This is a genomic window from Nocardia violaceofusca NBRC 14427 (genome assembly GCF_963869435.1).
GTDB lineage: Bacteria > Actinomycetota > Actinomycetes > Mycobacteriales > Mycobacteriaceae > Nocardia > Nocardia aobensis.
Genome location: NZ_CAWMPM010000004.1, coordinates 184088 through 205005, shown reverse-complemented (window position 1 = coordinate 205005; position 20918 = coordinate 184088). Strand labels below are relative to the sequence as shown.

The following is a 20918-nucleotide window of genomic DNA, read 5'->3' as shown; positions in this document are numbered from 1 at the left end:
CCCGGCCACACGGGGTAGTTCACGGCCGGCGGTGCCCCGGCATATCGCGAGCGAACACGCCCGTCGCCCCCGCGAGACCGTATGCGCGGTTGTGTTGGGACAATAGGGCGGGCCGACGGTGCGACTGTCGGGGGCTGCGGCGGCCCGGACGCGCGTGAACCGGACAGCTGGTGTTTGCGCAACGGTAACCCCAATGTGAGACAACCGGACGTCCGATAGCCGGAACGGGAGAGGCAGGCAGAAACGTGATCGTCGGTTCGCAGTCGGGCGCGGGCGCTACCGATGCGCCGCCCACCGCGCCCTCGGGCAGCGACACGAATGGTGAGCCCCCCGAAGCCCTGGCGGACTCCGAAGCACTCACAGACTCCGAGGCCGTGACGGACGCAGAAGCCGCGACAGACTTCGAAGCTTCGACGGACGCAGAAGCCCGCACGGATTCCGAGACCGCGACCCACTCCGGGACCGCCTCCGAATCCCGAACCGGCGCAGATATCAGCACCTCCAGCCGGACGGTGACCGGCACCGACGGGCAATCGGCACCCGAGGCCGGCGACCCGGACTCCGCGCAGCGCACGGCACACGCTCCGGTCTCGCCGCTGCTGCGCGGGGCTTCGGCGGCGCAGCCCCGGACACTGGTCGACATCCTCGCCGAAACAGCACACGCATACCCCGACGCCGATGCCGTCGACGACGGCACCGAGGTGCTGACGTACCAGGAGTTGCTCGCGGCGATCGACGCGTCGGTGGCCGAGTTGCGGGCGGCGGGTATCCGTCGCGGCGACCGGGTCGGCGTGCGGATCCCGTCGGGAACCGCGCGGCTGTACGTGACCATCCTCGCCGTCCTGCACGCCGGGGCCGCCTACGTGCCCGTCGACGCCGACGATCCGGAGGAACGCGCCGAGCTGGTCTTCGGCGAGGCCGCGGTCGCCGCGGTCGTCACCGCCGAGGGCATCACCGCCGTACAGCGAGACGACATCCCCGCGACCCGGCGAGACGACACTGCCGCCGGGCCGGAAGGCACCGCCACGCGCCGCGACGACGACCGGGTGGCAGCCGATCCCGACGCGACCGGGCCCACCGTCGACGACGACGCGTGGATCATCTTCACCTCCGGCTCCACCGGAACCCCCAAAGGTGTGGCGGTCACCCACCGCAACGCCGCGGCCTTCGTCGACGCCGAAGCGCGAATGTTCTTGCAGCAGGAGCCGATCGGGCCCGGTGACCGGGTGCTGGCCGGACTGTCGGTGGCCTTCGACGCCTCCTGCGAGGAGATGTGGCTGGCGTGGCGGCACGGCGCATGCCTGGTCCCGGCGCCGCGCGCACTGGTGCGCAGCGGGATGGATCTGGGGCCGTGGCTGGTGCGCCGCGAGATCAGCATCGTGTCGACGGTGCCCACGCTGGCCGCCATGTGGCCGGCCGAGGCGCTCGACGCGGTGCGGCTGCTGATCTTCGGCGGCGAAGCGGTCCCCCCGGAACTGGCCGAACGGCTCGCCGGCACCGACGACCGCGAGGTGTGGAACACCTACGGGCCCACCGAGGCCACCGTGGTGGCGTGCGCGGCGCAGCTCACCGGCACCCCGCCGGTGCGCATCGGATTACCGTTGGACGGCTGGGACCTGGCCGTCGTCGACACCGACGGCAGGCCTGTCCCCGAAGGGGAATCCGGTGAACTGGTCATCGGCGGCGTGGGACTGGCCCGCTACCTCGACCCGGCCAAGGACGCCGAGAAATACGCGCCGATGCCGACCCTCGGATGGCAGCGCGCCTACCGCTCCGGCGATATGGTGCGCAACGACCCCGCCGGACTGATCTTCCTCGGCCGCGCCGACGACCAGGTCAAAGTCGGCGGACGGCGGATCGAACTCGGTGAACTCGACGCCGCGCTGCAACATCTGCCCGGCGTCACCGCCGCCGCGGCCGCCGTGCGCACCACCGCCACCGGCACCCCCATCCTCGTCGGCTACCTGTCCACCGGCGACGACGACATCGACCTGCCGCGCGCGCGGGAACTGCTCGCCGAACGACTGCCCGCCGCCCTCGTGCCCCGCCTGGCCGTCCTCGACGAATTGCCCACGCGCACATCGGGAAAGGTCGACCGTGACGCGCTGCCGTGGCCGCTGCCCGGCGCCGACGGCGAACCCGGCGCGGGATTGGACGGCACCGCGTATTGGCTTGCGGGACTGTGGCATTCGGTGCTCGGCGCCGACATCGACGGCCTGGATTCGGACTTCTTCGACCTCGGTGGCGGTTCGCTGTCGGCGGCGCAACTGGTCACCGCGCTGCGCGAACGGCTGCCGCAGATCACCGTCGCCGACCTCTACGACCATCCGCGCCTGGGCGCGCTGGCCGAATTCATCGACGCCGCCGCACCGTCCGAACAGGCACCCACCCGCCACGTCACCCCGACGCCGAGACGCGCGCAATGGATCCAGGTGCTGGCGTCGGTGCCGCTGACCACCCTCACCGGCCTGCAATGGCTGACCTGGCTCGGCGTGGTCACCAACATCGCCTCCCGCTTCGGTGCGCTGCCGTGGATGCCGGGACTGTCGTGGTGGTGGGCGCTGGCCGGATTCGTCCTGTTCATCTCACCGCCCGGCCGGATGGCGATCTGTGTGGCCGGCGCTCGGCTGCTGTTGCGCGGCGTGCGCCCCGGCAGCTATCCGCGCGGCGGCTCGGTCCATCTGCGCCTGTGGACGGCGGTGCGGATGGCCGAGGCGGCGGGCGCGGAAAATCTGTCCGGCGCACCGTGGATGGTGCCGTTCGCCCGTGCGCTCGGGGCACGCATCGGGCGCGGTGTCGATCTGCATACGCTGCCGCCGGTCACCGGGATGCTCGAACTCGGCGACGGGTGCAGTGTCGAACCGGAAGTGGATCTGGCCGGATACTGGATCGACGGCGACCTCGTGCACATCGGTGAGATACGCATCGGCCCCGGTGCGGTGGTCGGGTCCCGCTCCACGGTGATGCCCGGCGCGGTGATCGGCAAGAACGCCGTCATCGAACCCGGCTCGGCCGTGTTCGGGAAGGTGAAGGCCGGACAGAGCTGGGCCGGATCGCCCGCGGTGAAAGTCGGCCCCGCCGAACACCGCTGGCCCGCCACCACACCGCCGCGGGCGCTGCACTGGGTGCTCGCCTTCGGGGTGACCTCGATGCTGCTGTCGGCGCTGCCGGTGATCGCCCTCGCCGCGGGCGGACTGCTGCTGGCCTGGTGGATCCGCGACGAAACCACCCTGACCGGGGCACTGGCGCACGCGATGCTGATGCTGCCCGTGGCCGCGCTGATCGTGCTCGCCGTCTTCGCCGCCGTGACCGTCGTCTCCATCCGGGTGCTGTCGATCGGATTGACCGAGGGCTACCACCCGGTGCGCAGCCGCGTCGGCTGGCAGGCCTGGGCCACCGAACGGCTCACCGACTCCGCGCGCACCTTCCTGTTCCCGCTGTATGCCAGTCTGCTCACCCCGCTGTGGCTGCGGCTGCTCGGCGCCGACGTCGGCAAGGGCGTCGAGGCGTCGACGGTGCTGCTGCTGCCGAAATTCACCAAGGTCGCCGACGGGGCGTTCCTCGCCGACGACACCATGATCGCCGGCTACGAACTCGGCGGCGGCTGGATGCGCATCGGCGGCGCGAAGGTGGGAAAGCGGGCCTTTCTGGGTAACTCCGGGATGACCGCGCCCGGACGGCGGGTGCCCAAGAACGGTTTGGTGGCGGTGTTGTCGGCGGCTCCGGAGAAGGCGAAAGCGGGTTCGTCGTGGCTGGGCAGCCCGCCGGTGCGGTTGCGCCGCACCGCCGGCGATTCCGACACCGCCCGCACCTTCGACCCGCCGCTGAAACTCAAACTGGCCCGCGCGCTGGTGGAGACCTGCCGGCTCGTTCCCGTGATCCTCAGTTTCGGCATCGGCCTGGGTGTGCTGTTCACACTGGCCTGGCTCGCATCCGGGCCCGGATACTGGCTGGCCGCGCTGTGTTCCGGTGTGGTGCTGCTGATCGCCGGTGCGGTCGCCGGCGCGTGCGCGGTGGCGGCGAAATGGCTGATCGTCGGCCGTATCCAGCGGGTGGAACATCCGCTGTGGAGTTCGTTCGTGTGGCGCAACGAGGTGTGCGACGCGTTCGTGGAAACCGTTGCCGCGCCGTGGTTCGCGCGCGCGGCCACCGGCACCGCGGTGATGAACATCTGGCTGCGCGGGCTCGGCGCGCGCATCGGACGTGGAGTGTGGTGCGAATCGTACTGGCTGCCCGAGGCCGATCTGGTCAGCCTCGGCGACGGGGCGACCGTGGAACGCGGTTGTGTCGTGCAAACACATCTGTTCCATGATCGGATCATGTCCATGGACAGCGTGACCCTCGACGCCGGTGCCACCCTCGGCCCGCACTGTGTGGCACTGCCCGCGGCGCGCATCGGCGCCGGTGCGACGGTGGGCCCGGCGTCGCTGGTGATGCGCGGGGACACCGTCCCGCCGTCGACCCGGTGGCAGGGCAATCCGATTGCGCCGTGGCCGGATACCCGGCGCGGCAAGTGAAGGCAGGTCGTCGATGAAGCTGGGTAGAGGTGGCGCCGAGGCGCCGATCGACGACTATCTGCCGCAGAACGGCAACCGCGGCTATCGGGTCTCGCGCTACGAACTGGATCTGGGGTACAAGGTCGCCGCCAACCGGCTGACCGGACGGGCCACCATCACGGCGGTGACCACCGCGGTGCAGCCGCGTTTCGCGCTGGATCTGTCGCAGACACTCAGTGTGGCAAAGGTTTTCGTCGACGGCGCCAAACCCGCCAAATACACTCACACCCGCGGGAAGCTGACGATCACACCCGCCCGGCAGGTCCCCGCGGGAGCGGCACTGTCGATCGTGGTGCACTACGGCGGCACTCCGAAACCGGTGCGTGGACCGTGGGGTGAGGTCGGCTGGGAGGAGCTCACCGACGGTGTGCTCGTGGCGAGCCAGCCCAACGGCGCGGCGTCGTGGTTCCCGTGCGACGATCACCCCAGTTCCAAGGCGAGCTACCGGATTTCGATCACCACCGACTCCCCGTACCACGCACTCGCCAACGGCGTGCTCACCGCCCGCACCACCAAATCCAGCCAGACCACCTGGGTCTACGAGCAGTCCGAGCCGATGGCCTCCTACCTGGCCACCATTCAGATCGGGCCCTACCGCTCCCATCGCATCGACCCCGGACGCGCCACGAAGGTGCCGATGACCGCGGTGCTGCCGCCGCGGCTGCGCACCGCCTTCGACCACGACTTCGCCCGGCAACCACAGATGATGGCCGAATTCGAGCGCCGGTTCGGGCCCTACCCGTTCCACGGCTACACCGTGGTCGTCACCGACGACGACCTCGAAATCCCCATCGAGGCACAGGGATTGTCGATCTTCGGCGCCAACCACTGCGACGGGCAGCGCGGCGCGGAACGGCTCATCGCGCACGAACTGGCCCACCAGTGGTTCGGCAACAGCCTCACCGTGCGGCAATGGCGCGACATCTGGCTGCACGAGGGATTCGCCTGCTACGCCGAATGGATCTGGTCCCAGGCCGGCGGCGGACCCAGCGCCGACCAGCTGGCCCGCGCCGCCCGCCAGAACCTCTCCCGCGACCCGCAAGACCTCGTGATCGGCGACCCGGGACCGGCCTCGATGTTCGACGACCGGGTCTACAAACGCGGCGCCCTCACCCTGCACGCGCTGCGCCTGCGCCTCGGCGACGACGCCTTCTTCACCCTGCTGCGCGACTGGACCGCCCGGCATCGCTACGGCACCGTCGCCGCCGAGGACTTCACCGACCTCGCCGGCCACTACAGTCCCGCACCCCTGCGTGAGCTGTGGGACAGCTGGCTCTACCGCACCGCGCTGCCCGAACTGCCGCAGCATGGGTTGGGGGCGGTCGGCAGCTGAGCCCGATAGCCGAGGCCCCGGCGCGAGGCACCGGTCTCAGGCATCGAATCCGACGTTCGCCAATTGTTTTGCCGCATCCGCTGATTGGCGCAGCCCGGCCTCATAGGCGGGAGACAACGCGGCCGGGTTGAACACGTCGAAGCCGAACACCGACACCGCGTCGGCGTCGGGGGCGAGCGAGATCTCGGTCGCGCCGTGTGCGCTGTCGGAGCGGGTACGGGGGAACATGTGCGCGAGCGGTTCCATGATCACCACGATCTCCGCGCCGGCGGCCAGGTCGGCATTGAGGGCCGAGCGCACGCCGCCGTCGAAATAGCGGGATTCGCCGATCGGTATCGGCGGGAAGACACCCGGCACCGAAGTACTCGCGGCCAGCGCCTGCGGCAACGTCGCCGCCGTGTCACGGGTCCACACCCGCAGTTCACCGGTGCCGATATCGATGGTGGTGACCCGCAGGTCGGCATCCGGCCACTCGGTGACACCGGCCAGCCGGGCGATCCGCTCGACGTGGTCGCCGGGATCTCCGGCATCGGCGGCCAGCGCCAATTCGCCCATGCGGCGGCGGATTTCGCGGGCGTCGCCGCCCGAGGTCCGCAGCGAGAAGATTTCGGCGAGCCGCCGCGGATCCGGCGCGAACGATTCACCGCCGGGCGCCCGGGTGGCGCCCAGGTGTTCCAGATCTCCTCCGGCCGCGAGCACCGCGCCGACCACCGAACCCGCCGACGTGCCCACGATCCGGTCGGCGCGCGCGGGATCGAGCCCGGCGGCACGCAATCCGACCATTACTCCCGCCATCCACGCGATCCCGACGGGGCCGCCACCGCCCAGTACCAATGCGGTGCGGAATCGGTCGGGCGAAGGTGCGGCACACATGAGCGCGACACTACCGGCGCGCTCGCCGCCGCGCAGCGCCTCGGATCATCACGGACCGCGATGCCGGCGGCGGCCTCGCCGGAGTGGCGCACACCACCGAGTAATAGAGCAGCCGCTCTGTTACGGTGAGGGTGTGCCCCGCCCTCGCATTCACGATCTCGATGTCGTTCTCGACCATGCCGAAGCGCTCGCCGTGGCCGCCGGTGTGCCGGCGGTGACCATCCGTGCGGTCGCGGCTGCCAGCGGGATGTCGAACGGGGCGATCTACCACAGCTTCGGCTCGCGCGCGGAACTGGTGGCGCGCATGTGGATTCGCGCCGCGCGCCGGTTCCTGGACGTGCAGAACGAGCTCGTCGACACGGCGCTGGCCGACGGTTCCGGCAGCGATGCCGCCGTGGAGGCGGTCGTGCGCGCGGCCGAGGCGCCCGCGGAGTTCGCCGAACGGTATCCGGCCTCCTCGCGCCTGGTGTCGGTGCTGCGCCACGACGAGGTCCTGGCCGCGGAGCTGCCCGATAGTGTGGCCGCCGAGGTGCGCGCACAACACCGCGGGCTCGTCGCGGTGATGCGGAGGCTGTCGGCGCACCTGTGGCACCGCGAGGACCGGCGCGCGGTCGAGGTGATCACCGCCTGCATCGTCGATCTGCCCACCGCGCTGCTGCTGTCACGCGACCGCCTCGCCGACCCCGACACCCGCATGCGGTTGCGGGCGGCCGTCCGTGCCGCCGTCACCGCCGGGCCACCACCGAAACGCTGACCCGCACAAACACCGCCATCACCGAAAACCGAAGGAGACCCGATGTCCCCCACCCTCACCTACCGTGACAGCGTCGCCGTCCTCGACCTCGGCACGGACGAGAACCGTTTCTCACCCGAGTTCCTCGCCGCCGTGGATACTCACCTCGACACCGTGCTCGCCGACGGCGCCACCGGATTGATCACCACCGCCGGCGGCAAGTTCTACTCCAACGGACTCGACCTGGACTGGTTGAGCGCCAACGGCGACCGCACACCGTGGTACGTCGAACAGGTGCAGGGGCTGCTGGCGCGCGTGCTGACCCTGCCGGTACCGAGTGTGGCGGCACTGCCCGGCCACGCCTTCGGCGCCGGCGCCATGCTCGCCCTCGCGCACGATCAACGCGTCATGCGCGCCGATCGCGGCTACTTCTGCTTCCCCGAGGTCGACATCCATGTCCCGTTCACCCCGGCGCTGGCCGCGCTCGTTCGGGCGAAGCTGTCGGCGGAAGCCGTCACCGCCGCCGTACTCACCGGCCGCCGATTCGGCGGGGTCGAGGCACACGAATACGGCCTGGTCGACGCCACCGCCGCCGCGGGCACGGAGGTCGACACCGCCGCCGCGCTGCTGGCCCCGCTGGGCGCCAAGGATCAGGGCACCCTGGGCTCGATCAAGTCGGTGTTCTACGCGGACGCCTACACCGCTCTGACCGCGTGAAGGTCCCGCGTGGCGCTGCTCAGCGGCCCTTCCACTGCGGCGTGCGCTTCTGCGCGAACGCCAGCACACCCTCGGCCGCGTCCTCCGACGACAGCGCACTGCCCGACACCTCGAGCTGGCGGGTGAACGCGACATCGGTGGACCAGTCCGGTGATTCGTCGATGATGCGTTTGCTCGCCGCCAGACTCAACGGCGCGTTCACCGCGATCCGCTGCGCCAGCTCCAGCGCGGCGTCGAGCGCCTTCCCCGATTCGGTCACCTGATTGACCAGCCCCAGCGCCGCCGCGCGTTCGGCGGAGATCGGATCACCGGTCAGCGCCAACTCCATCGCCACCGCCCGCGGCAACCGCTGCGCCAGCCGCAACACGCCACCGCCGACGGCCACCAGTCCGCGTTTGACCTCCGGGATCCCGAACGTCGAATCCTGGGCCGCCACCACCAGATCCGCGGCCAGCGCCAGTTCGCAGCCACCGGCCAGGGCAGGCCCCTCGACCGCCGCGATCAACGGCTTCACCGGCGGCTGCGCGGTGATACCGAGCGGGCCGCGCTTCTCGGTCATCGGTGTCTCACCGCGCGCGGCGGCCTTGAGATCCATTCCGGCGCAGAAATATCCACCCGCGCCGGTGATGATCGCGACCTGCGCCGACGGATCGGCCTCGTAGGCGTCCAGGGCCCGTTCCAGTCCGAGGGCGGTGGCCAGATTCACGGCATTGCGCACCTGCGGGCGGTTCAGCGTGATGATCGTGATCGGGCCGCGCCGCTCCACCAGCACCGGTGGTGCGGGCGGGGCCGGCAATTCCACCCGTTCGCGGCCCTCGACGCTGATGTCGTGGCCGGATACCGTCACCGGCAGGCCCAGCAGATCGCCGTCGACCAGTTCCGCGATCAGCTCGGAATCGGTGTTGCGCAGCAGGATTCGGCCGCCCGCGGGTTCGATCAGGCTCAGGATCGCCGCCTCCGGCTGTCCGTCGCGGGCATAGGCGACGGTGTAGGCCTCCACCACCGCGGGACCGTCGTGGGTGCCGCGAGCCGGACGCGCCGGCGGATTCTCGATGATCGGGCGCAGATGCCGGTAGGGCTGGGCGGGCGGCAGCGACGAATACACGCCCAGGGCGTGTTTGGTGACATACCAGCCCAGCGAACTCGCCAGGCCGAAGGTGCCCGGTTCCGCGCGCAACCGCGACACCATCGTCGCCACCGCGTGGCCGCCGTAATTGTTGCCCGGACCGCCGCCGAAGGTCAGCCCGCCGGTCACCGACAGCGGACGTGCCGGATCGTCGATCGCCAGCCCCAATTCGCGCGCCGCGATCTGCACCGCCACCGGGAAACACGCGTAGAGATCCACATGGGTCAGCGCCTCGACACCGATACCGCTGTGTTCGAGCACCGCCCGGCCCAGCGTCGCGATCGCCGGTGAGGCGGCCAGCTCGGCGCGTTCACTGGTGAACCACTCGTCGTGTCCGGAGGCGCCGGCGTGGATGAAAATCCACTTGTCCTGCGCGATTCCGGCCTCCTGGGCGGCCGCGGCACTGCACATCACGATGCCGCTGGCCATATCGACGGTCAGATTCGCGCATTCCAGCTTGGTGTAGGGCGTGGAGACCATGCGATTGTCCGGACCGGGCGTGGCGATCCGACCGGCATCGAATTCCTCTGGCTGCCAGGCATATTCGTTGCGCGCCGCCACCGCCGACAGCCGCGACCAGAGTTCGGCCACCGCCGCGGCGTGATCGCCGGGGCTGCGGCCGAGCCGATGCCGGTTCGCCGACTCCAGCAGGGCATACATATTGATCGGCGCGATCAGGCCCGCCGCCGTCTCGGCCGGATTGTTGGCCGGTTTGTCGATACCGATCGAACGGGTCGGCGCGACCTCGGAATCCTGCTGCGGCCAAGCCAGCTCGACACCGGCGCGCTGCGCGGCGGCCTGCGTCGCTCCGGCCTCCGCGCCGGTGACCAGCACCATGTCGTAGTCACCGGCCGCGATCGCCGCCGCGGCCTCGTTGATCACCAACTGACCGCCGTCGCCGCCGAAGGGACTCGACTGCGCGGTGTCGACACCGGCCACACCCAATCGCTGCGCGATGACCGCGCCCATATCGCGGTACTGCCACGACGTGCACGCCACCGCGAACACCGCGTCCGCGCGGCGCAGCAGCTCCTCCCCGGCGCCGGTGTCGGCCGCGGCGCGGCGCAACGCGGTCACCGCGAGCGCGGCCGGATCGCCGTAACCGGAATCCGGTGTGCGCTGGGTGATCTGCCCGACGCCCACCAGCACGGGGGTGCGCGGATCGATCTCGGTGCCCGACGCGCGGTGCCGGATGGGCTGCGCCGCACGCTTTCTCACCGGCCCGGCCGCGGCGATCGCTTCCGGCAGCCGGGCCAGCGACTGCTCCATCGCCTCGCCGAGGCTGCGGGCCACCGACGCGCCCAGCGGGCCCTCGACCGGCGGGCCGCCCAGCCCGGCATCGAAATACACCGTCGCCTGTTCACCGGAACCGGCGACGGTCAGCCAATATCCCAGCCGCACGCCCTGCGGTCCCTCCCCGGCCAGCGCGAAACCGCGCTCACCGGCCTCGACGACCGTCCAGCGCAACTCGGCAGGGATGCCCATCACCAGCGCCCGCTGGGTGAACGTCAGGCCCTCCCGGACGGCGCCGGGGGCTTGGCCGCGCCAGCCGGCGTGCAGGGTGAACCAGTCGGCCAGCCGGCTCAGATCCGACAGATAGGCCGCCACGGTATCGGGTGCCACGGCGATGCTGCGGCGGGCGTGCGCGGATTTGGCGTAGTCGCTCACCCCGGCGGGTGTGAGGTAACCGTCCGCCTCTTCGGCGTGGGTGGCCTCGGGGGCGGACTGTGATCGGGCGGCGCCGACCAGGCCGGTGATCAGGTCACGGGCGATGCGCGGATCTTTGCGCACCGCCGCGAACAGGGCATTTCCCGCCTCGAGCTTGGTGCGTGCGGCGCGGATTCGATCCGATCCCGGCAATGGCGACACCGACAACCTCCTTGTTGCGTCTCGAGACAATTAATCACCCGCTCTTTCGAGGCGTCAAAGACTTGTGATCTGCATTACGTAAGGTTACACTTACGGTTCGTGGGGACTTACCAAGATGGTGCGCTCGACGCTCTCGGGGACCCGACCCGGCGAGCGATCTTCGAACGACTCGGGCGCGGACCTTGCGCGGTCGGCGAGCTCGCCGCCGAACTCCCGGTCAGCCGTCCGGCGGTCTCTCAGCACCTGAAGGTGCTCAAACAGGCGGGGCTGGTCCTCGACGAGGCGATCGGCACCCGCCGGATCTACCGGCTCGACCCGAACGGCATCGACGCACTGCGCGGCTACTTCACCCGGTTCTGGACCACGGCGATGTCGTCGTTCCGCGACCGGGCCGAGGCGGCGGCACACGCCGGGCAGCCGCTTTCGGCCGAAACACTCAGCGGCACAACCACATCCGAGGAGAAGCCATGACACAGCAAACCAGCGACACCCAGGTCCGCGTCGAACTCACCGTCGAGGCGCCGATCGACACCGCCTTCGACGTCTTCACCACCGGCATGGACAGCTGGTGGCCTCGTGAACATCACATCGGCGCGGGGCCGCTGGCGGAAGTGGTGGTCGAACCCCGCGTCGGCGGACGGCTGTTCGGCCGCGAGGCCGACGGCACCGAATGCCCGTGGGGCCGTGTCCTCGTCTGGGACCGTCCCGGCCACTTCGCCTTCTCCTGGGATATCTCCCTGGACTGGAAATACCAGCCCGACCCGGCGCTGACCAGCCGCGTCGATGTCACCTTCACCCCCGTCGACGCCACCCACACCGCCGTCACCCTGGTCCACGGCGACTTCGGCAACCACGGCGAGGGCTGGGAATCCATGCGCGATGCGGTCGGCTCCCCGGGTGGCTGGCCCGCACTGGCCGACACCTACGCCCGCGCCGCCGCGGCCGCCTGAGCGCTGCTACTGCCTGGGCATGCATCGGCTGCTTCGAGCCGGCATCGCGGCGCGGTGAACAATGGGGCGTGGCCGGATTCGCGCCCTGCGGTGCATTCGTCCGGCCGCTGTCCCGATTCGGGTTGATGTGTGGTGGAGGTTTGTGAGTATGGCCGGAGTTTCTTCGGTGCCGACGGCGGCGCTGGCCGCCGGTGGGCTGCTCGGCGGTTTCGCGCTCGCGCAGGCGACCGAGCAGCGGCAACTCGGCGGGGTGGTTTTCGCCGCGGCTACCGCGGCCGCGGTCCCGCGCTGGCGTGCGGCGGTGGGCACTCCCGGGGCGGCCGCGCTGACCGGGCTCTCGGTGGGCGCCATGGGCGCCTCGCATCCGCTGGCCAAGAAGATCGGCGCGTGGCCGTCGGTGGCGGTGGTCTCCGGCGCGGTGGCGATCACCTCGTGGGTTCTCGCCGACCGTCGCGCCTGAACGGCCGAGCCGGCTCGCACCCTGTGCCCGGCCACGGGCACAGGGGATGCCGTTCTCTTCGGACGGCAGCGGGCGCATTCGGCTGATCCGCAGGTGCGACACCCGCGGATCGGCTATCCGGCCCGCAGTTGCGTCGGCTTGCACTGCATTCACTGCGAACATGCAGCCGGTGCACCGCGCACTCTGTGCTCAGGCGGTCACCCGATGCTCAGAGGGTGATGCCCAGCAGTGCGTCGACCGCCGTGCTGACCAGTCCCGGCGCCGCGGTGTCCGGACCGCCGTACTCCAGCGCCTGCTGCACCCAGCTGTCCACGGCGGCAAGTGCTTTCGGGGTGTCCAGATCGTCGGCCAGATGCTGACGCAACCGCGCGACCGTCTCCTCGGCCGCCGGACCCGACTCCAGCGCCGCCGCCTGCCGCCAGCGCGCGAGCCGCTGCTGCGCCTGCTCCAGCACGGCATCCGACCACTGCCGATCGGTGCGGTAGTGGTCGGCGAACAGGCCCAGCCGGATCGCGGACGGATCCACGCCGGCGCGCCGCAACTTCGACACGAACACCAGATTGCCCCGCGACTTGGACATCTTCTCGCCGTCCAGGCCGATCAGCCCGGCATGCACGTAGTGGCGGGCGAAGCGGCGATGCGACACCAGCGCCTCGGCGTGCGCGGCCGAATACTCGTGATGCGGATAGATCAGATCGCTGCCGCCGCCCTGAATGTCGAATTCGGGGCCGAGCCGGTTCAACGCGATCGCCGCACACTCGATGTGCCAGCCCGGGCGGCCTTCGCCGAACGGCGCCGGCCACGACGGCTCACCCGGCCGCGCCGCCCGCCACAGCAGCGCGTCGATCGGGTCGCGTTTACCCGGGCGCTCCGGATCGCCGCCGCGTTCGGCGAACAGCCGCTCCATCGTGGACCGGTCGTAGCCGGACTCGTAGCCGAACTGTTCGGTGGCGTCGTGGCGGAAGTAGATGTCGCGGTATTCGGCGTCGTCGACCACATACGCCGCCCCGGCGGCCAGCAGCTTGTCCACCAGCTCCACCACCTCGCCGACCGATTCGATCGCGCCGATGTAATCGCGCGGCGGCAGCACCCGCAGCTGCGCCATATCCTCGCGGAACAACTCGATCTCGCCGGTGCCGAGTTCGCGCCAGTCCACCCCGTCGCGTTCGGCCCGCTCGAACAGCGGATCGTCGACGTCGGTGATGTTCTGCACGTAGTGCACCTCGTGGCCACCGTCGCGCAGGATCCGGTTGACCAGATCGAAGGCCAGATAGGTCGCCGCATGCCCGAGATGCGTGGCGTCGTAGGGTGTGATGCCGCAGACGTACATGGTGGCGGTCGCTCCGGGCGAGACCGGGCGCACCTGCCGGTCGGCGGTATCGAACAACCGCAACGGCGGTCCGGATCCGGGGACGGCGGGAACGGAGATTTCGGACCAGGACTGCATGATTCGAGGGTAAGGGTCCGCGCGGGCGCCTCGCCCGCCGACCCCGCCTACCGGGCCCGTCGCGGGGTGTTCGCCACCACATCCGACCTCGGCCGAGGCGGCCGATCCGGCGAAGTCAACCGTTGCGCGCCGCGCGCACCGAATGCGGCCCGCACGTCGGCGGATCGACGCGACCGGAGCCGCCGCGGATCAGAACGCCGGCCAGGGAATGGGGCGAGAGCTGATCGGTTGCGGCAGCACCGGATCGTTCAGCAGCTCACGCGCCCGCGCCTCGAGGGCCTCGATCTCGTCGTCGGTGATGTGCTCGGCCAGCGCCGCGCCGATGGGACCCGAGAGACGGTCGGCGAATTCGGCGATATCGCCGAGCAGTTCCTCCCCCACCGGTTCCCCCGCCCAGCCCCACAGCACCGTACGCAATTTCGGTTCGCTGTGCAGGCAGATGCCGTGGTCGACACCGTAGACGCCGCCGTCCACGCCTTCGAGGGCATGCCCGCCCTTGCGGTCGGCGTTGTTTAGCAACACGTCCAGCACCGCCATCCGGCGCAGCCGCGGATCGTCGGCATGGACCAGCGACACCCGCGCACCCGTGCCGTCCACCGCCCGCAGCACCTCGCGGAATCCGGCGGGCACCGCACCGGCGGGCACCAGATCCACCAGATCCAGGCGCTGCGGCGCCGACTCACCCGGGTCGACTGTCTCGATCCAGCGCTGCACCATGCCGGGGCCCAGCGGTCCCTCCCGCAGGATCGTCTCCGGAATCACCGACCAGCCCAGCGCGGCCGACACCAGATACGAGGCCACCTCACGTCCGGCCAGCGTGCCGTCGGGAAAATCCCACAGCGGGCGCTCACCGCGGACCGGCTTGTAGACCACCCGCAGCGGTTCCCCGCCTCCGTCGACCGGCGGAGCGTCGATCTCGCAAACCAGGGTCAGGTTGCTGGCAGTGGTCACCCGCCCGATGATCGATAGTTCACCGCTGTAGAGGCCGTCGCGGGCCGCGCCCTCGTCTGCGGCCGCCGCGCGCGTGGTCACCGGTCCTCAGTCCTCCAGATCGGTCGCGCCGAAGATGTCGCCGCGCTTGTAACCGTTGGTGCGCACACACATGTGGCCCTTGGGCGAAAGCGGTTCCCCGCACAGCGGGCACGGCGGGCGCCCGGCCGCGATCACCTTCGCCGACCGCAACGCGAACTCGCGCGCCTGCTCCGGGGTCAGGAACACCCGCACCGCGTCGGGTCCCTCCTCGGTGTCGTCGAGCACCACCGATTCGTCGACCTCGGTCTCGGTGATCGCCAGCAGTTCCACCACCACCGCCCCCGCGTCGGCGTCCCAGCCCAAACCCATTGTCCCGACCCGGAATTCGGTGTCGATGGGCATCTGGAGCGGAGCCGTGTCGTTGACGTCCTCGGCCTGCGGCGGCACCGTCGCGCCGAACCGGCGGGCCACCTCGTCCAGGAGCAGGCCCATCCGGTCGGCGAGCACCTTCACCTGCTGCTTCTCCAGCAGCACGCTCACCACGCGGGGTTCCTGCACGGCCTGTAGGTAGAAGGCGCGATCCCCTGGCTCACCGACGGTTCCGGCGACGAAACGGTCGGGGGTGCGAAACACATGGATTGCTCGGGCCATCTGCACCTCCTGAAACCGACTGCATCACTGATTACGCTCGTTCCCCGAATCGGGGGGATCCGCAATATTCCCATTATCCGCCCGCGCCGCGGCGCCCACCTCACCGCCGGGGACGGGCCCCGCGCGCTGCTCGGATGGTTGCGCGACCGCGGCCAGCGCCGACAGGTCCGAACCGGTGTCGTTGACCCGCCACACGTAGGGGGCGGCCGGGGTGTAGCGCACGACACTGATCGAGGCCGGTTCCACCACGATGCGCTGGAAACCGTCGAGATGGATACCGAACGCGTCGGCCAGCAGCGACTTGATCACGTCGCCGTGCGTGCACGCCACCCACAGCACGTCGCGGCCGTGGCGTTCGGCCAGCTCGGCGTCGATCGCGCGCACCGCGGCCACCGCCCGGTACTGCACCTGGGCCAGGCCCTCACCGCCGGGGAACACCGCACCCGAGGCGTGCTGCTGCACGACCTTCCACAGCGGCTCCTTGACCAGCTCCGACAGCAGCCGGCCGGTCCACTCGCCGTAATCGACCTCGAGCAGGCGCTCGTCGGGTTCGGGTTCGAGGCCGAGTTTGTCGGCCAGCGGCGAGACCGTGCGCGTGCAGCGCAGCAGCGGGGAGTGCGCGATGTGCTCGATCGGTAACGGTGCCAGGCGTTCTGCCACGGCCAGTGCCTGCTCGGTGCCGCGCTCGGTGAGCTCGACGCCCGGGCTGCGGCCGGCCAGCGTGCGCGCGGTGTTGGAGGTCGACACCCCGTGCCGCAGCAGGATCACCGTCATGGGACCAGACTAGGCGATCACCACCGCCGAGCTCGCGCCGTCACCGGCCCGCGACCTCGGACGCAGCGCCCGTCTATGCGGAACACGCTGGTGTGCAACGTGTTTCGCTGTCGGAGGAATCGGCGTCCGGGATCCGGGCCGGGCTCCCCGCACCGGCGGGCGCTGTGGTGCGCCTCGCATCTTCCGGCGGTTCGGGAGTGGTATCCGTTTCCGGGACCGGTTGTGGCCCTAGGCTCGGACACTGTGACAAGAGTTGGGGCGGTGTGGTGATGGAACAGCGGGCGGTGGGTCGTAGTGGCCTGCGGGTATCGCGCATGGGGCTGGCCACCCACACCTGGGGCCGGGAAACCGATGCCGAGGACGCGGCGGCGCAGCTGGTGGCCTTCGTGGAGGCCGGCGGAACGCTGGTCGACACCTCGCCGGTATATCAGGGCGGAGCCGCCCAACGCATGCTCGGCGAGCTCGTGGGTGAGCTGGTGCCGCGCGACGACCTGGTAATCAGCGGATGCGCGGGCCTGGTGCCGGTGCCCGGTGTCACCGACCCCGACGGCGGGCCCGTGGCGGGCATCCACTGGAGTGTGGACGCCTCACGCCGCACCCTGATGCGTCAACTCGACCGCACCCTCGCCGAACTGGGCACCGACTACCTCGACATCTGGAGTGTCGCGGCCTGGGATCGGCACACCCCGCTCGACGAGATCGCGGCCACCCTCGACCACGCCGTGCGCTCGGGCAAGGTGCGCTACGCAGGTGCGCGCGGCCTCAGCGCGTGGCAGCTGGCCACCCTGGCCTCGGCCGCCCCGATCGTGGCCGCGCAGTCGCCCTATTCGCTGCTGGCACGTGGCGCGGAAAGCGAACTGCTGCCGGCGGCCGGACACCACGGGGTCGGATTGATCGCGGCCTCGCCGCTGGCCGGTGGCATTCTCACCGGCAAATACCGCGACGGCGTGCCCGCCGACTCGCGCGGCGCCGACGAGGCGACCGCCGCCGAGATCCGCGAACGTCTCGACGAACACGCCACCCGGGTCGTGGACGCGGTGGTCACCGCCGCCGACGGACTGGGCACCTCACCCCTCGCGGTGGCGGCGGCCTGGCTGCGCGACCGGCCCGGCGTCGCGTCGATGATCGTGGGCGCACGCGACATCGGCCAGCTCACCGGCGTGCTCGCCGCCGAAACGCTGGAACTTCCGCGCGCGATCGCGGCCGCCCTCGACGACGTCAGCGGCATCTGACCGGCCGAGCCGGGCGAACGCGCGGGGACAGGGCGATGACAACCCGTCCGCGCGACCACTTAGGCTTGCCTACATGAGGTGTCTCGACGTCCGTTCGGCCCGCGCCGCCTCCGCCGCACCGGCGGGGCAGAAGGCTGGGACGACCGCACAGAACCGTTCGGCATCGACCGAGCCGGGGGCGTGGCGGATGGCCGGCACCCGGTGGTTGCTCACGCTGCTCGGGGTCGTGCTCGTCGGAGTCACCACCGCGTGCGGCGGCAGCGGCACCTCGGGCGGGCAGCAGGGGGCGGCCACCGCGACCCTCGCGAATCTGGATCCGACGCCGATCGGCCCCGCACCGGCACCGGCGCTACCGGTCACGGTCCACTCGTTCGACGGCGCCGAGGTCACCGTCACCTCCGCGGAGCGGATCGTGGCCGTCGACCGCTACGGCACCCTCGCCCAGACCGTGTGGGCGCTGGGTCTGGGGTCGAAACTGGTGGGCCGGTCGACGTCGGCGTCCTTTCCCGCGGTGCGTGATGTGCCCAACGTCGCGGGCGGCAACGGCAGCATCAACATCGAAGCCGTTGCCGCGCAACGGCCCACGGTCTTCCTCACCGACACCACCAGCGCCACCCCCACCATGCGTGATCAGCTGCGTGCGCTGGGCATCACGGTCGTCTACTTCGATCCGCAGCGCACCATCGACGGCGTCGGCCCGCAGATCCGGTCGGTCGCCGACGCGCTGGGCGTCCACGACCAAGGGGTGAAACTGGCCGACCGCACCCACGCCGAAATCACCGCCGCCACGGCCGCGGTGCCGAAACGCCAGCCGCCGTTGAAGATCGGATTCGTGTATCTGCGCAGCACCGCGATCACCATGCTCGCCGGGCCCGGCTCGGGCGCCGATTCGCTGGTGACCGCGCTGGGCGGCGTCGACGCCGGAACCGCTGCGGGACTCACCGAACCGTTCACCACCATCACCAGTGAGGCGATGATCAGCGCCGCACCGGACGTGCTGCTGGTGATGTCGGACGGGCTGAAATCGGTCGGCGGTGTCGACGGCCTGGAGAAGGTGCCCGGTGTCGCGCAGACGCCGGCCGGACGCAACCATCGCATCGTCGACATGTCCGATGCGGTACTGCTCAGCTTCGGCCCCGAGACCGGGCATGTGCTCGAAGCGCTGTCCAAGGCCGTCTACGGCGCCCAGCCCGCATGACCCCCGGCGATTCACCCGGCGAGGAGTCCGCCGATTCCGATCTTCGTCCTGCGGCGCTGATTCCGGCGCGTCCGGACCCGGTCCCCGACGCCCGCGCGGCCGGGGAAGCCGTCGTCGGCCCGCGCACACCGCGTCGCTGGTCCCGCATCACCGTCGTCTTCGCGGTATCGATCGCCTTACTGGTGATCCTGGCGCTGATCTCGGCCGCTGTCGGACAGGTTCCCACGACCCCGCTGGAGGTGGCCGGCAGCGTGCTGCACCGGATCGGGCTGGACTGGGGGCCGATGCCGCACCACCCCGCCGGTGAGGTCACGCTGTGGCAGGTGCGGTTCCCGCGCGTGGTGCTGGCGATGCTGGTCGGTGCGGCGTTGGCGACCGCCGGTGCGCTGCTGCAGGGTGTGTTCGCCAATCCCCTCGCCGAACCCGGCGTGATCGGTGTGTCCGCGGGCGCGGCCGTCGGCGCGGGCGTGGTGATCGTGGTCGGCGGCGCGTTCGCGGCGGCCTGGTCGGTCGCCGGTGGCGCCTTCGTCGCCGGCCTCGGGACCACCCTCGCCGTATATCTGCTGTCGCGCTCGGGCGGGCGCACCGAAACGGTGACGCTGGTGCTGACCGGTGTCGCGGTCAACGCCTTCGCCGGCGGTCTGATGTCGTTTCTGCTGTTCACCGCCTCCCCCGCCGCCCGCGATCAGATCGTGTTCTGGCAGATGGGCAGCCTGAACGGCGCCACCTGGCAGGCGGTGGCCGTGGTGGCGCCGCTGGCGGCGGTGGGCGTGGCGGCGGCGGTCGTGATGGCTCCGCGCCTGGATCTGCTCGCCCTCGGGGAATCGGCGGCGCGCCACCTCGGTGTCGACGTGGAACGCTTGCGGCGCAACGTGATCGTCGTCGTCGCGATCCTGGCCACCGCCGGGGTGGCCTTCACCGGCATCATCCTGTTCGTCGGATTGATCGTTCCGCACGTGGTGCGCATGCTCGTCGGTCCCGCGCACCGGGTGCTGATCCCGCTGTCGGCGATTCTCGGTGCGGTGGTGCTGCTGGCCGCCGACATCGGCGCCCGGACCCTGGTCCACAACGCCGATCTCCCGCTGGGCATGCTGACCTCGCTGGTCGGCGGGCCGTTCTTCTTCTGGCTGTTGCGGCGCACCCGCGCCCGATCGGGAGGCTGGGCATGAGCGGCACGGGCACCGCACGGATGCGCGCGCTGATCCGCACACTTCGTCCCGCACACGGCATTCCGCAGCCGACGCCCCGCGGCGCGGTCACCCTGCGGGCACGCGGTATCGATATCGCACGCGGCGGGCGACCGGTGCTCGAATCGGTCGACATCGACGTCGTCGCCGGACAGATCCTGGCCCTGGTGGGTCCCAACGGGGCGGGCAAGTCGACGCTGCTGGGCGCGCTGTCGGGCGAACTCGAACCGGCAAGCGGCACAGTCGAACTCGACGGCCGGCCGGTCGCCGACTGGACACCCACCGACATGGCGCGCCGACGCGCGGTGCTGCCGCAGAACCACACCGTCGGCTTCCCGTTCACGGTCCGCGAGGTCGTCGCCATGGGCCGTTCCCCCTGGGCTCGCACCCCGCGCCAGGACGTCGACGATCAGGCGATCGCCGCCGCGCTGGCCGCCACCGATATCGAACATCTCGCCGCGCGGCCCTTCCCCGCGCTCTCCGGCGGCGAGCGCGCCCGCGCGGCGCTGGCCCGGGTGCTGGCCCAGGACACCGAGACGTTGCTGCTCGACGAGCCCACGGCCGCATTGGATCTCGGCCATCAGGAACAGGTGCTGCGCCTGGCCGCGGCCCGTGCCGCCGAGGGGGCGGCCGTGGTGGTCGTGCTGCACGATCTCGGTCTGGCCGCCGCCTACGCCGACCGCGTCGCCGTGCTCGACGGCGGCCGCCTGGCCGCGGTCGGCCACCCTCGCGACATTCTCACCACCGACCTGCTGACCACCGTCTACCGCCATCCCGTCGAGGTCATCGACCACCCCGTCACCGGCGCCCAGCTGATCCTGCCCGTGCGCCGCTGACCTC

General features: G+C 70.9%; 17 protein-coding genes. 11 read left to right on the top strand and 6 right to left on the bottom strand.

What is annotated here, in order from left to right; translation table 11 throughout:
* Nucleotides 1-512 precede the first annotated feature (512 nt).
* Both AC5592_RS03450 and AC5592_RS03445 read left to right on the top strand, forming a co-directional pair.
* Nucleotides 513-4517: a Pls/PosA family non-ribosomal peptide synthetase gene (locus AC5592_RS03450; RefSeq protein ID WP_084506325.1), complete on the top strand. Its 4005-nt coding sequence runs from the start codon at nt 513-515 to the stop codon at nt 4515-4517.
* A gap of 13 nt (nt 4518-4530) precedes the next feature.
* On the top strand, nt 4531-5889 hold the full coding sequence (locus AC5592_RS03445; protein WP_036505617.1) for a M1 family metallopeptidase: 1359 nt from the start codon (nt 4531-4533) through the stop codon (nt 5887-5889).
* A gap of 36 nt (nt 5890-5925) precedes the next feature.
* Here the strand turns inward: AC5592_RS03445 and AC5592_RS03440 are convergent, their stop codons facing one another.
* Nucleotides 5926-6762 carry a patatin-like phospholipase family protein gene (locus AC5592_RS03440; protein WP_063063347.1) on the bottom strand — a complete coding sequence of 279 codons (837 nt, stop codon included), beginning with the start codon at nt 6760-6762 and terminating at the stop codon, nt 5926-5928.
* A gap of 133 nt (nt 6763-6895) precedes the next feature.
* On the opposite strand from AC5592_RS03440, the gene AC5592_RS03435 reads away from it, so the two are divergent.
* Both AC5592_RS03435 and AC5592_RS03430 read left to right on the top strand, forming a co-directional pair.
* Complete coding sequence (locus AC5592_RS03435; protein ID WP_063063346.1) at nt 6896-7516, top strand: TetR/AcrR family transcriptional regulator; 621 nt, start codon at nt 6896-6898, stop codon at nt 7514-7516.
* Nucleotides 7517-7558: 42 nt separating this feature from the next.
* On the top strand, nt 7559-8212 hold the full coding sequence (locus AC5592_RS03430; protein ID WP_063063345.1) for an enoyl-CoA hydratase-related protein: 654 nt from the start codon (nt 7559-7561) through the stop codon (nt 8210-8212).
* 19 nt (nt 8213-8231) lie between these two features.
* Here the strand turns inward: AC5592_RS03430 and AC5592_RS03425 are convergent, their stop codons facing one another.
* Nucleotides 8232-11207, bottom strand: a complete 2976-nt coding sequence (locus tag AC5592_RS03425) for a type II toxin-antitoxin system Rv0910 family toxin (protein ID WP_063063344.1) — start codon at nt 11205-11207, stop codon at nt 8232-8234.
* A 99-nt stretch (nt 11208-11306) separates the two neighbouring features.
* Here AC5592_RS03425 and AC5592_RS03420 point away from each other — a divergent pair, with 99 nt between their 5' ends.
* The 3 genes from AC5592_RS03420 (at nt 11307) to AC5592_RS03410 (ending at nt 12617) form a co-directional block, all read left to right on the top strand.
* Nucleotides 11307-11678, top strand: coding sequence for an ArsR/SmtB family transcription factor (locus tag AC5592_RS03420; protein WP_084506289.1), 372 nt, complete (start codon nt 11307-11309; stop codon nt 11676-11678).
* Nucleotides 11675-12157, top strand: coding sequence for an SRPBCC family protein (locus tag AC5592_RS03415; protein ID WP_063063343.1), 483 nt, complete (start codon nt 11675-11677; stop codon nt 12155-12157). Before AC5592_RS03420 ends, AC5592_RS03415 begins: the two co-directional genes overlap by 4 nt.
* Nucleotides 12158-12305: 148 nt before the next feature.
* On the top strand, nt 12306-12617 hold the full coding sequence (locus AC5592_RS03410; RefSeq protein ID WP_063063342.1) for a hypothetical protein: 312 nt from the start codon (nt 12306-12308) through the stop codon (nt 12615-12617).
* A 208-nt stretch (nt 12618-12825) separates the two neighbouring features.
* On the opposite strand, the gene mshC is transcribed toward AC5592_RS03410, so the two are convergent.
* From mshC to AC5592_RS03390, 4 genes are all read right to left on the bottom strand, one after another.
* Entirely contained in the window at nt 12826-14064 is a 1239-nt protein-coding gene (mshC, locus tag AC5592_RS03405) for a cysteine--1-D-myo-inosityl 2-amino-2-deoxy-alpha-D-glucopyranoside ligase (protein ID WP_036505612.1), read from the bottom strand.
* Between the two features lie 189 nt (nt 14065-14253).
* A complete protein-coding gene (locus AC5592_RS03400; RefSeq protein ID WP_036505611.1) occupies nt 14254-15096 on the bottom strand; it encodes an SCO1664 family protein in 843 nt (280 codons plus the stop codon).
* A 6-nt stretch (nt 15097-15102) separates the two neighbouring features.
* Nucleotides 15103-15687 carry a DUF3090 domain-containing protein gene (locus tag AC5592_RS03395; RefSeq protein ID WP_036505610.1) on the bottom strand — a complete coding sequence of 195 codons (585 nt, stop codon included), beginning with the start codon at nt 15685-15687 and terminating at the stop codon, nt 15103-15105.
* A gap of 24 nt (nt 15688-15711) precedes the next feature.
* On the bottom strand, nt 15712-16461 hold the full coding sequence (locus AC5592_RS03390; protein ID WP_036505609.1) for a histidine phosphatase family protein: 750 nt from the start codon (nt 16459-16461) through the stop codon (nt 15712-15714).
* Between the two features lie 269 nt (nt 16462-16730).
* Here AC5592_RS03390 and AC5592_RS03385 point away from each other — a divergent pair, with 269 nt between their 5' ends.
* The 4 genes from AC5592_RS03385 to AC5592_RS03370 all read left to right on the top strand — a co-directional run bounded on the left by AC5592_RS03385 (nt 16731) and on the right by AC5592_RS03370 (nt 20914).
* Nucleotides 16731-17693: an aldo/keto reductase gene (locus AC5592_RS03385; RefSeq protein ID WP_036505608.1), complete on the top strand. Its 963-nt coding sequence runs from the start codon at nt 16731-16733 to the stop codon at nt 17691-17693.
* Between the two features lie 187 nt (nt 17694-17880).
* On the top strand, nt 17881-18891 hold the full coding sequence (locus AC5592_RS03380) for a heme/hemin ABC transporter substrate-binding protein (RefSeq protein WP_063063341.1): 1011 nt from the start codon (nt 17881-17883) through the stop codon (nt 18889-18891).
* Nucleotides 18888-20060, top strand: a complete 1173-nt coding sequence (locus AC5592_RS03375) for a FecCD family ABC transporter permease (RefSeq protein WP_084506288.1) — start codon at nt 18888-18890, stop codon at nt 20058-20060. Before AC5592_RS03380 ends, AC5592_RS03375 begins: the two co-directional genes overlap by 4 nt.
* A 20-nt stretch (nt 20061-20080) precedes the next feature.
* Nucleotides 20081-20914: a heme ABC transporter ATP-binding protein gene (locus tag AC5592_RS03370; RefSeq protein ID WP_051025108.1), complete on the top strand. Its 834-nt coding sequence runs from the start codon at nt 20081-20083 to the stop codon at nt 20912-20914.
* Nucleotides 20915-20918 lie beyond the last annotated feature (4 nt).